The following is a 13,745-nucleotide window of genomic DNA, read 5'->3' on the forward strand; positions in this document are numbered from 1 at the left end:
GCTCGAGCAGCTCGCAGCCGATGCCGGCCAGACCGGCTATGCCTTCCGCCAGCGCATGGCCGCCAAGGCCTATGCCCGCACGGCGGCTTACGATGCCATGATTTCGAACTGGTTCGCCGAAGCGCTCGCCATCGATACGCCGCGCCACCGGGTGATCGGCGGCGTCTTGAAGGAAGAGATGCGCTACGGCGAAAACCCGCACCAGAAGGCTGCCTTCTACGTTACGGGCGAAAAGCGCCCCGGCGTCTCGACGGCGACATTGCTCCAGGGCAAGCAGCTTTCCTACAACAACATCAACGACACCGATGCGGCCTATGAGCTGGTCGCCGAATTCCTACCGGAGAAGGCGCCCGCCTGTGCCATCATCAAGCATGCTAATCCCTGTGGCGTCGCAACCGGTCCGAGCCTCATCGAGGCTTACAAGCGGGCGCTTGCCTGCGATTCCGTTTCTGCCTTCGGCGGCATCATCGCATTGAACAGCACGCTCGATGCGGAGACGGCGGAAGAAATCATCAAGCTGTTCACGGAAGTCATCATCGCTCCGGATGTAAGCGACGAGGCCAAGGCGATCGTCGCGAGGAAGCCGAACCTGCGCCTGCTTTCCGCGGGCGGGCTGCCTGATCCGCGCGCCGCCGGCTTGACGGCAAAAACGGTCTCCGGCGGTCTGCTCGTCCAGAGCCGCGATAACGGCATGGTCGAAGATCTGGAGCTGAAGGTCGTCACCAAGCGTGCTCCGACAGCCCAGGAGCTGGAAGACATGAAGTTTGCCTTCAAGGTCGGCAAGCATGTGAAATCGAATGCGGTCGTTTATGCCAAGGATGGCCAGACGGCCGGCATAGGTGCCGGGCAGATGAGCCGCGTCGATTCCGCCCGCATCGCTGCACTGAAAGCCGAGGAAGCCGCCAAGGCTCTCGGCCTGCCCGCTCCGATGACGCGCGGTTCGGCGGTCGCCTCCGAGGCTTTCCTGCCATTCGCCGATGGCCTTCTGTCGATGATTGCTGCCGGTGCCACGGCGGTCATCCAGCCGGGCGGTTCCATGCGCGATCAGGAGGTGATCGATGCCGCCAACGAGCACAATGTTGCGATGGTATTCACCGGCATGCGCCACTTCCGTCACTGAGAGTGAAGGCCTCGTCACTCGACGGGGCGTCGCTTCACTTTTGATCCCTATCCGCCGGATAAGGCGTTACGATCAGCAGGATCAAGCCGCCAGCGAGGAAAAGAAGCAGCGTCGCCATGCCGAGGCGCGCTGACCCGCTGGCATAAGTCATCAGCGAAAAGAAGAGCGTTGCCATGAAGCTCGTGGCGCGGCCTGAAAGCGCATAGATCCCGAAATAGCGCCCTGCCTCTTCCAGGCTGACGCTGCGCGCCAGATAGGAACGCGAGGAGGCCTGTACGGGGCCGAAGGCGAGGCCGATCAGCAGTCCGTAGAGGATATAGGCCTTCTCCGCCGCCGTGCCGAAAAGCCCTCCGGCGTCTGCCGTGGACAACGGCACGAGGCCGAAAAGCGTGTAGCCCGGCCCTGTCGAAATAATGCCGGTCGTTGCAAAAAGCAGCATGGTCAGGCTGATCAGGATCGTCGCCTTTGAGCCGATCCGGTGGTCCACCCTGCCGGCGATGACGCAGCCGAAAATCGCGACAACATTGAGGATGATCCCGTAAAGCCCGATTTCGATTGTTGCCCAGCCGAACATGCCGGCGGCAAAGGCGCCGCCAAGGATCAGCAGTCCGTTGACACCGTCCTGATAAATCATTCGGGCAATCAGGAATTTCAGAATGCCCCTTCGGTGCTTCAGTTCGCCGACCGTGTTCCGGACCTGCTTCAGGCCGGAACGCACCGCGGTCGCGAACGGCAGCCCCTTCGGCGCATCAGGCGTGAAGAGAAACATCGGGATGATGAAGATCAGATACCATACCGCGGAGATTGGTCCGGTAATGCGCGCGTCCTCGCCGGTATGCGGGTCAAGGCCAAACAAAGGGGCAAATCCCAGCAGCGTCTTTCCGGTTTCCAGACTGCCCGCGAACAGCGCCACGACGGCGATGAGCACAATCATTCCACCGAGGTAGCCAAGGCCCCAGGCGGTGTTGGAGAGCTTGCCCACCTCATCCTTCCCCACAAGGCGCGGCATCATCGAATCGTTGAAGACGATGGAAAATTCGGCCGCGGTCGAAGCGAGAATCATAAAGATCACCGGGTAGATGACCGGCGATCCCGGGGCCGCAAACCAAAGGCCGAAGAGACTTGCGATCTTGATCAGCGCGAAGAAGGCGGTCCAGGGTTTGCGGGCGCCGGACTGATCGGCGATGGAGCCGAGGATCGGAGAGAGCACGGCGATGATAACCGAGGAGATCGTCGCCATATTGCTCCACATCGCCTGTGCGGAGACGGGATCGGCAGTCAGTCTCGAGACGAAATAGGGGCCGAAGATGAACGTGGTTACGACCGTAAAGAACGGCTGGGCCGCCCAGTCGAAAAGCATCCAGCCCCAGATGCCTTTCTCCGGCGCCTTTTGCGGCGCGGGCGTCCCCGTTCCGGTCCAGTCTATCCTGCTCACGCATCCACTCCCGCTTCGCAGCGGACTGTGTCACCTCGCCCGGTCGCGCGCAAGGTCGGTCAACAGACCTGCAGCGACTGTAATGCGCGCAAGGCTCGGGTCGCCGCTATCGCTAAGGTTCGAAAGCTCCTCGGCAATGCGGTTGATCCTGATGCGGTCTACCGCATGCCAAGCCTGAACCGGCAGCTTCTCCTTGCCGTGCTCGGCGAGCGCCGAAATCACGATATCGCGGCGGGCGCTGGCGATCTGGTCGATGCTCCGGGCCAGCGCCAGGCTCTCGTAGTGATCGGAGGTAACGATGCGGGCACCGGCGGCTAGCAACCTGCCCACGCGGAAGGTTTGCGATACGGCAAAATAGCTATCTGCGGCGCGTGCCAGCGGTTCGCCCGTCCGTTCGGCGACCTGCATGATCTCCGGCACCAGAGCAAAGCCCGGCAGCCCGGCAATGGCAGCCGCCAATTTTTCTGGTATTCCGGCCTCGCGGTACTCGTTAGCGCGGGCTTCAAACTCCGCAGGAACCTGTGCTGCGAAGACTGGCGCTAGCTTCTTCAACGCGTCGCGTAGTCGGCTAATTGTCTCCGCCATATCGGCTTTCGCCATGCCGGTCTTCAGGAGCAGACGGGTCAAGACCGTAAAGATGTGGCCGATTTCCTCATAGACACGGTTCTGCATCTGGCCGGAGATCCTGCCGTCCAGCGCATCCGTTTCCGCCCAGAGCCGGGTCAGATCAAAGCCATCGCGGGCGATGATGGCTGCGCGGACGACTTCCGGCGCCGAAGCGGCTGTGGCATCCATCATGCTGACTGCAAAGCCTGGACCGCCGCGATTGATTGCCTCATTGGCGAGGATGGTCGCGATGATTTCGCGCTTCAATCGGTGGCTAGCGACGTCGGCGGCGTAGGGTTTCTGCATCTTGGCCGGGAAGTAGTTCGAAAGCGTCGAGGCGAAATAGGGCTCGTCCGGCAGATCGCTTGCGGCAAGGGCATCGAAAAGCACGATTTTTGCATAGGAGAGCAGCACGCCGATTTCAGGCCGCGTCAGCGGCTTGCCTGCGGCATAGCGTTCGGAAAGCGTCGAGTCGTCCGGAAGTGTTTCAACTTTCCGGTTCAGCTGCTTGGCGCCTTCCAGAACGCTCATGAAGCGCGCGAGTTCAAGCCCGTTACCGGTGCCTTTGCGCTCCGTGAGCGAAATCGCCAAGGATTGCAGATAGTTGTTACGCAGAACCAGTGCCGCGACCTCGTCCGTCATCGAGGACAGCAACTGATCGCGTTTTGCCCGCGTTAGCCGTCCGTCATGCATGGCGCTGGCAAGCGCGATCTTGATATTGACCTCGACGTCCGAGGTGTTGACGCCGGCCGAATTGTCGATCGCGTCGGAATTGCTCCGCCCGCCCTTCAGGCCATAGGCGATGCGGCCCTTTTGCGTGACGCCCAGATTGGCACCCTCGCCGATCACCTTTGCCCGCACCTCTTCGGCCGTGATGCGGATCGGGTCGTTGGAACGATCGCCCACTTCCGCGTCGGTTTCCGATTGCGCCTTCACATAGGTGCCGATGCCGCCGAACCAGAGAAGGTCGACCGGGCTTTTCAGGATCGCTGTCATAATTTCGAAAGGCGTTGCCACGGCCTTGTCGATCCCTATTGCGGCAATCGCCTCGGGCGTCAGCGTCACGGACTTCGCCGAGCGCGAAATGATCATCGCACCTTTGGAAAGAACCGACTTGTCGAAATCCTGCCAGCTGGAGCGCGGCAGGTTGAAGAGCCGCTGCCGCTCGGCAAGCGTCTTTTCGATGTCCGGATCGGGATCGATGAAGATATCACGGTGGTCGAAGGCCGAGAGCAGCAGGATCTTCGGAGAGAGCAGCATGCCGTTGCCGAAGACGTCGCCGGACATATCGCCGACGCCGGCCACCGTAAACGGTGTGGTTTGAATGTCGATATCCATTTCGCGGAAATGGCGCTTCACGGCCTCCCAGGCGCCTCTGGCGGTGATGCCCATCTTCTTGTGGTCATAGCCCGCCGATCCACCTGATGCGAAGGCGTCGTCGAGCCAGAAGCCGGCTTCCTGCGCCAATGCATTGGCGGTGTCGGAGAAGGTGGCTGTTCCTTTGTCGGCGGCGACGACGAAATAGGGATCGTCACCATCGAGCCGCACCGTATCGGCAGGCGGCAGGACATCGGCGCCGGAAATGTTGTCGGTGATCGAAAGCAGCGTACGGATATAGGTCTTGTAGGCTTCCCGGCCTGCATTGAAGATTTCGTCGCGGCTGCCCCCGGCGGGCAGATTTTTCGGATAGAAACCGCCCTTGGCGCCAACCGGCACGATGACGGCGTTCTTGACCTGCTGCGCCTTCACGAGGCCGAGCACTTCCGTGCGATAGTCCTCTGCGCGATCCGACCAGCGCAAGCCGCCGCGAGCCACCTTGCCAAAACGAAGGTGCACGCCCTCGACCTCGACGCCATAGACGAAGATTTCCCGGAATGGCTTGGGATCGGGCAGGCCATCGATGAGTTTCGGATCGAGTTTGAAGGCAAGCATCGCCTTCGGCGAGCCGTCGGCATTGCGCTGGAAGTAATTGGTGCGCAGCGTCGCATCGACGACATTGATGCAGCGGCGCAGAATGCGGTCATCGTCGAGGCTCGGCACGTCGGCGAGCGCCGCTTCGATCGACTGATGCTGTTCGGCAAGCTTTTTCACACGCGCCTTCTCGCCCAGCTTCGGATCGAGCGAGTCGTAGAAAAGCCTGAAGATCGACGCGGCGATCCGGGGATATTTGTCGAGGGTCGTTGCGATGTAGTCTTGCGAATAGGCAATTCCCGCCTGGCGGAGATAGCGGGCATAAGCCCGCAGGACGTTCGCCTCGCGCGCGGAAAGCCCCGCTGAAAGGATCAGCCGGTTGAAACTGTCATTGTCGATCGCGCCGCTGAAGGCAGAGACGAAGGCTTCCTCCAGCCGAGCGCCATAATGGTTGAGGTCGATCTCGCCGCCGCTGCGGGGCTCGAGCTCCATATCGTGCAGCACAACGATGTTGGCTGACCCGTCGGCCGCCGGAACCTCGATGTCGAATGTCCTCTCGCTAAGCACATTGAACCCAAGATTTTCAAGCAGCGGCACGCGGCGCGAGAGCGGAAGCTGCTCGACGGGATGGAAAATCTTGAGCGAGAAGATTCTGCCGCGCTCCAGGTCGTTGCGGTAGTAGAACTCAATGCGGATCGGCGCGCCGGAAGCGGAGGCAGTAATATCCGGCAGATCGGCAACCGTTTCTTCCGGCGTGAAGGAATCCTGGAAAGCGTTGCTGACGCCGATCCTTGGCGCCTTCGGTCCGGCCAGCGCCTCAAAGCGATCGTCCCAGCGGGCGGTGATGGCGCGGATTGCCTCTTCGAGCCTTGCTTGCGGGACGCGCGGTGTTTTTCCGCCGGACCGGCCGATGATGAAGTGCACCCTGGCAACGCGGCCTTCCGGAAAGGCCGGATAGTAGGCAGAGACCCGACCGTCATATACCGTCTTCAGGTAGTTGCCGATCTTTTCCCGAACGATGGAATCGTATTCTTCGCGGGGCACATAGACGATGACTGAAACAAACCGGTCGAAATGGTCAATGCGCGGCAGAACTCGGACGCGCGGCCGGTCTGCAAGTTCGTTGATTTGCTCGGCGAATTTCGCAAGCAATGTCGTATCGATCTGGAAAAGATCGTCACGTGGATAAGATTCCAACGTGTTGTCGAGCATCCGGCCGGAATGGCTCATCGGATCAAAGCCGAAATGGTCTTTCACCTTGGCGATCTTGGATCGGATGAGCGGAATTTCCGATGCGAATGCGGTGTAGGCCGTGGAGGTGAATAGGCCGACGATGCGCAGTTCACCCGTGACGTTTCCGTCCTTGTCGAAGCGCTTGACGCCGACATAGTCCATATAAGCGCGGCGGTGGACGACGGATTTCACGTTCGCCTTTGTGACGATCAAAAAGTCCGGGCCGTCGAGAAAGGCCAGGATCTCCGGTGTTGTCGTTACGGCGTCCTTGCCGGTACGCAGGACCAAAACGTCCGGATTGGAAAGGATTCCGAGCCCTGTGCCCTTGCCCCGCTCGACCTTCGCCTCGCTGCCCTTGCCGGAATAGACATACTCGCGCATGCCGAGGAAGGTAAAGTTTTCGTCGCGTAGCCAAGTCAGGAAAGCCAGTGCCTCGTCGCGATCGGCCTTCTTGCGGCTGGCATTGTAGCTGCTGAGTTCGGCAATGACCGTGTCGAGCTTGGAAAGCATAGGCTTCCAGTCGGAAACGGCCTGATGAACCTGCTCCAGCACACCGAGTACGCGCTGCCGGAGATCGGCGGATTGCTCGGCAGTCAGGGGCGAGATGTGAAGCTGAATATGGCTGACACGTTGTTCAGGATCGCTTGGTTCCTCGGCGGAATAAAGCACCGGCGCCTTGCCAGGCTCGATCACCAGGATCGGATGCACGGCCATATAGAGATCGCGGTAAGTGCTCGTAACCTCACCCATGACCGATTCGTAAAGGAACGGCATGTTGCGATCGGTGATCGTCAGGACCGAGACGGCCACGCCGGCGGGCTCAACATCGGGGAGCGTGTCAATACTGACGCGAGGCGCCTTGCCATCCCAGGCCGAAAGCTCCTTTGCGGAATGAATGGCGGAAAGCGCCAGCATCTCAGGCGTATAGCAATCGAGGTCATCTCCGCTTGCCCGGCCGAAAAGAATCTCCGGATCGAGATGCTGCTCGCCCGTCGCCGCAGCGATCTTCCGCGCGCTTTCGATCGGCTTTTCCCGTCGAGGATTGTTTCTGACAGCCATTTTGAGAGTTCCCCAGTTTGCGTGATTTCCTGCAAGTTAGCAGAAGATTTGTCGAAAAAATCTCTAAAAGAGGCCTCGCGACAGCAGCTTTCGTGCGTTTTTGACCCGCTTTGGATAAAATTCTGGAAGATTCTCCAAATTCCGGATCAGTCGATTCCGAAGCCTGCCAATTCGGCGAGAATTTCATGCATCGATGAAGAATGGTTGACAGCCGCGCGGCAAAAGGATCATCAACAGCGCGTCGAATTCAGGGTCTAAAATCAATCATGTCGGATATCAGCCAAGCAGGAACGGTGATCGTCATCTCCAGCCATGTCGTTCGCGGTTCAGTCGGCAATCGTGCGGCCGTCTTTGCCCTCGAAACGCTCGGCCATCAGGTTTGGGCCCTGCCGACGATCGTTCTGCCCTGGCATCCCGGCCACGGACGCTCGACACGGCTCACTTTTGCGGAGGCTGATTTCGATGCAGCCATCGACGATCTCATTCGTGCGCCATGGATCGGAGAGGTAAAAGCAGTGCTGTCGGGCTATTTCGGCAATGCTGCGCAGGCTCGTTCCGTTGCCCGTCTCGTCAGCGCCTTGCGCGCAACAAATCCGGACCTGTTCTATGTCTGCGATCCGGTCATGGGCGATCTCGGCGGTCTCTATGTGCCGGAAGCGACGGCGGCAGCGATCCGCGACCACCTCATTCCGCTTGCTTCGCTGGCGACACCCAACCGTTATGAACTTGCCTGGATGGCAGGTGCGCCACTGGAGGACAACACGGCGGTCATGGAGGCGGCCCTCTCGCTCGGTCCCTCACGCATGCTTGTCACCTCCGCTGTCCCGATGATGGCGGGAGGGACGGGAAATCTCTATCTCTCCGGCCGCCACGCGCTGCTTGCCGAACATCGCGTCATCGACAATCCGCCGAATGGGTTGGGCGATCTTCTGGCGGCGGTCTTTCTCTCGCGGCTTCTTTCCGGAATGGATGACGAAAAAGCGCTGCAGCTTGCGACGGCCAGTGTTTACGAAGTGCTGGCGCGCGCGGTCAAACGCGGCAGCGACGAGCTCACGCTGGCAAGCGATTCTTCAAGCCTTTCGACGCCGATGGCCATGGTGCAGATGCGCCACCTCATGCATCCCGCGCAGCGGCGGAGGAATTAGCCGCAGGCGGTAGCTGCGCATTTCGCGCCTGCGGTAGTTGATCTTCCGGCGTTCGCGCGCTAATCGGAAGTCATGCAGCGTTTTCCAACCCCTCTTCTGGACGGTTACCGCAACTTCATGAACGGGCGGTATGCCGACGCTCGCGACCGCTACAGGACGCTGGCTGAAAACGGCCAGAACCCGACCACCCTGGTCATTGCCTGTTGCGATTCCCGCGCCGCGCCGGAGCTCATCTTCGATGCCGGCCCAGGCGAGCTTTTCGTCATCCGCAACGTTGCCAATCTCGTTCCGCCCTATGAGCCGGACGGTCATTTCCATGCTACCTCGGCGGCGCTGGAATTTGCCGTCCAGGCGCTGAAGGTGACGGATATCGTGGTGATGGGTCATGGCCGTTGCGGCGGCATTCGCGCAGCGCTCGACCCGAACGCCGAACCTCTTTCTCCCGGCGATTTCATCGGCCGCTGGATGTCCCTGGTGAAGGACGCCGCCGAGCAGATCGGCAGCAACGACATCATGACCCAGACCGAGCGCCAGACGGCTCTCGAACGCGTTTCGATCCGCAACTCCATCACTAATCTGCGTACCTTCCCGGAGGTCAAGGCGCTCGAGAAAGAAGGCAAGATCGCCCTTCACGGCGCCTGGTTCGACATCTCAACCGGGGAATTGTGGGTCATGGACGCGGAGACACGCGACTTCATTCGCCCGGAAGTATAGCGCCTCCGGGCAGAAGCTTACTGGCCGTCGATCTGCTGGCCGATATAGGCGATTGCCTGCTGATACACCGTCGCGGCGTTCCAGCCCGCGATCGCCCCAAAATTCGGCTGACCGGGCTGATAACCGGCGCCGGCCTGCCAGCCGTGGCCTCTGAGAAAGTTCGCGGTCGAAGCCAAGGCGTCAGCGCGTGAGCCGACCATGTCGACACGGCCGTCGCCATCGCCATCAGCGCCGAAACGGACGACATTGCGTGGCAGGAACTGTGTCTGGCCGATTTCGCCATGGGCCGCACCGCGGGCCTGTGGGTTCAGGTAGCCTTCGGAGACGAGCTGCAGCGCTGCATAAAGCTGATCGGTGAAATAATCGGAGCGACGGCAGTCGTAAGCGAGCGTCGAAACGGCGGACAGCGTATGCTGGTTGCCCATATAGCTGCCAAACCCGGTTTCCATACCCCAAATCGCAATCAGCGGGCCGGCCGGGACGCCGAAGCGGCGCTCGATGGAGGCAAACAGTGCCTGATTGGAGCGCTTCACGCCCCTGCCCCGGGAAATGATCGCCGCCCCGCCCCGCTTCTTCATGAAGGCGTCGAAGGACAGCTTGAAGCTCTTCTGGCCGCGGTCGGCGGCGATGGTTTGCCTGTTATAGTTTACGTTGGCGAAGGCCCGGTTCAGGACCGATGGGCTGACGCCATTGGCCGCTGCTTCCTGCTTGAAATCGGCTACCCAGGCTTCGAAGCCTGCGCCGTTGGTGCCGCACTGGGCAGCTTTTGCCGCTGCCGGAACAGTGTGGAGCGCGCCCGCCGCCGCGATGGCCGCCACGAGGAATTTTGTCATGCGCATGAGAAACCCCGATCTCGATCTGCATAAGCCTAGCGCCGGGCAAGGATGCCATCGTGAGGTGATTTTGTCACGATCACCATTGGCGAGCCTTGCTTCAGCGTGATTTTCCGGTCTTCGCAGGTAACCCCGCATATCCGGCGATATACGGGGCTGATAGCAAATTATGGTTAATGTTTGGTATCAGGCAGCCTTTTTGCGTGGCTTGACGAGACCGCGGTTGACGAGCAGCTCTGCAATCTGGATCGCATTGAGGGCCGCGCCCTTGCGCAAATTGTCTGAAACCACCCAAATGTTGAGGCCGTTCTCGACGGTCGCATCCTCGCGGATACGCGAGATGTAGGTCGCGTCTTCGCCGGCGGATTCGTATGGGGTGATGTAGCCGCCGTTTTCGTGCTTGTCGATTACGAGGCAGCCTGGGGCATCGCGCAGGATGTCGCGCGCCTGATCGGCGGTGATTTCGTTTTCGAACTCGATGTTGACCGATTCCGAATGGCCGATGAAAACAGGAACACGCACCGCGGTGCACGTTACCTTGATCTTCGGGTCGAGCATCTTCTTCGTCTCAGCCAGCACCTTCCACTCTTCCTTGGTATAGCCATCTTCCATGAAGACGTCGATGTGCGGGATGACGTTGAAGGCAATGCGCTTCGTGAACTTCTTGTTCTCGATCGGATCGGCGACGAAGACGGCGCGAGTCTGGTTGAAGAGCTCGTCCATGCCTTCCTTGCCCGCGCCGGACACGGACTGGTATGTCGAGACGACGACGCGCTTGATCTTCGCGACGTCATGCAGCGGCTTCAAAGCCACGACGAGCTGAGCAGTCGAGCAATTCGGGTTGGCGATGATGTTGCGCTTCGTGAACTGTGTGACAGCGTCCGGGTTTACCTCCGGAACAATAAGCGGAACGTCGGCGTCATAGCGCCAGGCCGAAGAGTTGTCGATGACGACGCAGCCCTGCTGGCCGATCTTCGGCGAGAACCTCTTGGACACCTCGCCGCCCGCTGACATGAGGCAGATATCGGTATCGGAAAAATCGTAATTTTCGAGATTGGAAACCTTCAGCGTCTTGTCGCCGTAGGAAACTTCCGTGCCTTGCGAACGTGCGGAGGCAAGGGCCACGACTTCATCGGCGGGAAAGCCCCGCTCGGAGAGGATGTTGAGCATCTCCCGGCCGACATTTCCGGTTGCTCCCGCAACTGCAACTTTGAAACCCATTTTCAAGCTCTCTTTCTCTTCTCTCCTCTTGTCCGGTGAGGGGAAGGCTGCGAAACGATCGCAGCTTCCTGTCCCCAGCCGGGCCGGGGAGAGAGCGGCAGGCCAGAGACGTCAGACGGTTTTCGTCGTCGTTTTGGCCTTGGTTTTGGAAGAAACCGGAACGGTAATACCCATCCCGGCACTCAGTGCCTGGTCATTGCGTTCAGCAATGGCGTGCTCGTCGCGAACCATGGATATTCCTTTTCCGTCGCTGCTCTTAAAAGGTTTTCCACAGGAGTCAAGGTTCTTGCGGCGTCCTTGCCCATTGAGGGCTTAGCAAAGGCGGTGTCTTGTTGCTTCTTCGCTGCAGTGAGGCCGCGCCATCGGATCACCCGCGTCAATCTGTCACTGCGCGTTAGACTAAAGTCATAATCCCAAAGCCTCTCTCTTTATCCGAATCCTTTTCTGTCACACTCGCGCTAGGCGAGTCGCATCCCAGGGACATGCTTTGAGGAGAGCATGGGGTGGGCTCGTTGCTCATCACTCTGTGGAGGACAGACAATGGCAAATGTCGCAAGCGTCGGCGGCGCAAAGGCCGCTCCGATGACGGGCGAGGAAAAGAAGGTCATCTTCGCTTCCTCGCTCGGCACGGTTTTCGAATGGTACGATTTCTATCTTTACGGTTCCCTCGCGACCTATATCGGCGCGACCTATTTTACCCAGTATCCGGAAGCGACGCGCAATATCTTCACGTTGCTGGCTTTCGCAGCAGGCTTCCTGGTTCGCCCCTTCGGCGCGCTGGTGTTCGGGCGCCTCGGCGACCTCGTCGGCCGTAAATACACCTTCCTGGTCACGATCCTGATCATGGGTCTCTCGACCTTTCTCGTCGGTATCCTTCCGGGTGCTGCGACCATCGGCATTGCAGCTCCGATCATCCTGATCGCGCTCCGCTTGCTGCAGGGTTTGGCGCTCGGCGGTGAATACGGCGGTGCCGCCACCTACGTTGCAGAACACGCACCGAACGGCCGCCGCGGTTATTTCACGTCGTGGATCCAGACGACGGCAACGCTCGGGCTTTTCCTCTCGCTGATCGTCATCGTCGCGGTTCAGTCTCTCATGGGATCTACAGCCTTTGCCGCTTGGGGCTGGCGCATTCCGTTCCTCGTTTCAGTCGTCCTGCTCGGCATCTCTGTCTGGATCCGTTTGAGGATGAACGAGTCGCCCGTCTTCCAGCGTATGAAAGAGGAAGGCAAAGGCTCGAAGGCGCCGCTGACGGAAGCGTTCGGAACATGGAAGAATGCAAAGATCGCGATCATCGCGCTTCTGGGCGCGACCATGGGCCAAGCCGTCGTCTGGTATGGCGGCCAGTTCTATGCGCTGTTCTTCCTGCAGAACGTGCTCAAGGTCGATTTGCAGGCTGCCAACATCATGGTTGCCATCGCGCTTGCGCTCGCAACGCCGTTCTTCGTCGTCTTCGGTGGGCTTTCCGACAAGATCGGCCGCAAGCCGATTATTATGGCGGGCCTGTTGATCGCGGCGGTCACCTACAACCCGCTGTTCAAGGCGATGACGTGGACTGCGAACCCCGCGCTCGCCGAAGCCCAGGCTTCGATCCGTGCAACGGTTACGGCCGATCCGGCGGATTGCAAGTTCCAGTTCAACCCGACAGGCACGGCAAAGTTCACCAGCTCGTGTGACGTGGCAACGGCGTTCCTGACCAAGAACTCGGTCCCGTACGACGTTGTACCAGGCCCGGCCGGCCAGCCGGCAATGGTCAAGATCGGCGACGAGACAGTCACCAGTTTCGATGCCGCCGCTGCTGGCGACAAGGCGAAAGCCATGACGGCTACCTTCGAAAAGGGCGTCAACATTGCGCTTCACGATGCCGGTTATCCGCTGAAGCGCGCCGCCGCCAAGGTTCCCGATTCCAAGCTCGATGCCTTCATCGCAGCGAATCCGGAACTTGCTCTCAATGCCGACGCCGTGCGCGCCGGCGAGAAGGAAACGATGCCTGCCGACAAGCTCGTGGCCGGCAAGTTGCTGACGGCCGAAGAGGCTAACGGCGTCACCGACATGGCAGTGTATACGATTGCCAATGGCGGTACCTTCGCCATGGTCGCCGATCCGGCGCGCGTCAATTGGATTGGCACAATCGCCGTTCTCTTTGTCCTCGTTCTCTATGTGACGATGGTCTACGGGCCGATCGCGGCCCTGTTGGTCGAGCTTTTCCCGACCCGCATCCGCTATACCGGCATGTCGCTGCCCTACCACATCGGCAATGGCTGGTTCGGCGGTCTGCTGCCGGCAACCGCCTTCGCTATGAGCGCGGCGGCTGGCGATATCTACTACGGTCTGTGGTATCCGATCGTCTTTGCGGCAATCACGTTCGTCATCGGCCTGATCTTCCTGCCGGAAACGAAGAACCGCGACATCCACACGATGGATTGAGGTTCATCGAGGCAAGGCTGAAAGACCCGGCGTTCGCAAGA

Annotated in this window: 8 protein-coding genes and 1 pseudogene; 4 read left to right on the forward strand and 5 right to left on the reverse strand. The window is 60.1% G+C overall.

What is annotated here, in order from left to right; all coding sequences use genetic code 11:
• The coding region (gene purH, locus ACPYOI_RS07195) for a bifunctional phosphoribosylaminoimidazolecarboxamide formyltransferase/IMP cyclohydrolase (protein WP_481422730.1) at positions 1–1,120 on the forward strand (1,120 nt) is incomplete at its 5' end.
• 34 nt (positions 1,121–1,154) lie between these two features.
• Here the strand turns inward: purH and ACPYOI_RS07200 are convergent.
• Positions 1,155–2,555, reverse strand: a complete 1,401-nt coding sequence (locus ACPYOI_RS07200) for an MFS transporter (RefSeq protein WP_481418218.1) — start codon at positions 2,553–2,555, stop codon at positions 1,155–1,157.
• Between the two features lie 30 nt (positions 2,556–2,585).
• Positions 2,586–7,364 carry an NAD-glutamate dehydrogenase gene (locus ACPYOI_RS07205; RefSeq protein ID WP_481418219.1) on the reverse strand — a complete coding sequence of 1,593 codons (4,779 nt, stop codon included), beginning with the start codon at positions 7,362–7,364 and terminating at the stop codon, positions 2,586–2,588.
• Positions 7,365–7,630: 266 nt separating this feature from the next.
• Here ACPYOI_RS07205 and pdxY point away from each other — a divergent pair, with 266 nt between their 5' ends.
• Together pdxY and ACPYOI_RS07215 are read left to right on the forward strand one after the other, a co-directional pair.
• Positions 7,631–8,509, forward strand: a complete 879-nt coding sequence (gene pdxY / locus ACPYOI_RS07210; protein ID WP_481418220.1) for a pyridoxal kinase PdxY — start codon at positions 7,631–7,633, stop codon at positions 8,507–8,509.
• Positions 8,510–8,581: 72 nt separating this feature from the next.
• Positions 8,582–9,223, forward strand: coding sequence for a carbonic anhydrase (locus ACPYOI_RS07215; protein ID WP_481418221.1), 642 nt, complete (start codon positions 8,582–8,584; stop codon positions 9,221–9,223).
• A 17-nt stretch (positions 9,224–9,240) separates the two neighbouring features.
• Here ACPYOI_RS07215 and ACPYOI_RS07220 read toward each other — a convergent pair whose 3' ends face one another.
• The 3 genes and pseudogenes from ACPYOI_RS07220 to ACPYOI_RS07230 form a co-directional block, all read right to left on the reverse strand.
• The gene (locus ACPYOI_RS07220) at positions 9,241–10,062 is read right to left on the reverse strand and encodes a lytic murein transglycosylase (RefSeq protein ID WP_481418222.1); all 822 of its coding nucleotides are present in this window, start codon (positions 10,060–10,062) and stop codon (positions 9,241–9,243) included.
• Positions 10,063–10,242: 180 nt separating this feature from the next.
• The gene (locus ACPYOI_RS07225; protein WP_168831839.1) at positions 10,243–11,277 is read right to left on the reverse strand and encodes an aspartate-semialdehyde dehydrogenase; all 1,035 of its coding nucleotides are present in this window, start codon (positions 11,275–11,277) and stop codon (positions 10,243–10,245) included.
• Between the two features lie 111 nt (positions 11,278–11,388).
• Positions 11,389–11,568, reverse strand: a pseudogene (locus ACPYOI_RS07230) (hypothetical protein); the annotation flags it as partial.
• Positions 11,569–11,817: 249 nt separating this feature from the next.
• Between ACPYOI_RS07230 and ACPYOI_RS07235 the strand changes: the two are divergent.
• Positions 11,818–13,704, forward strand: a complete 1,887-nt coding sequence (locus ACPYOI_RS07235) for an MFS transporter (protein WP_481418223.1) — start codon at positions 11,818–11,820, stop codon at positions 13,702–13,704.
• Positions 13,705–13,745: the final 41 nt, after the last annotated feature.

This window comes from Rhizobium sp. SVR5-2C, from assembly GCF_056755115.1.

Excerpts from the sequence above, each read along its gene's own strand:
- ACPYOI_RS07220 (WP_481418222.1), bottom strand. The coding sequence starts at position 10,062 with ATGCGCATGACAAAATTCCTCGTGGCGGCCATCGCGGCGGCGGGCGCG.
- ACPYOI_RS07205 (WP_481418219.1), bottom strand. The coding sequence starts at position 7,364 with ATGGCTGTCAGAAACAATCCTCGACGGGAAAAGCCGATCGAAAGCGCG.
- ACPYOI_RS07235 (WP_481418223.1), top strand. The coding sequence starts at position 11,818 with ATGGCAAATGTCGCAAGCGTCGGCGGCGCAAAGGCCGCTCCGATGACG.
- pdxY (WP_481418220.1), top strand. The coding sequence starts at position 7,631 with ATGTCGGATATCAGCCAAGCAGGAACGGTGATCGTCATCTCCAGCCAT.
- ACPYOI_RS07225 (WP_168831839.1), bottom strand. The coding sequence starts at position 11,277 with ATGGGTTTCAAAGTTGCAGTTGCGGGAGCAACCGGAAATGTCGGCCGG.
- ACPYOI_RS07215 (WP_481418221.1), top strand. The coding sequence starts at position 8,582 with ATGCAGCGTTTTCCAACCCCTCTTCTGGACGGTTACCGCAACTTCATG.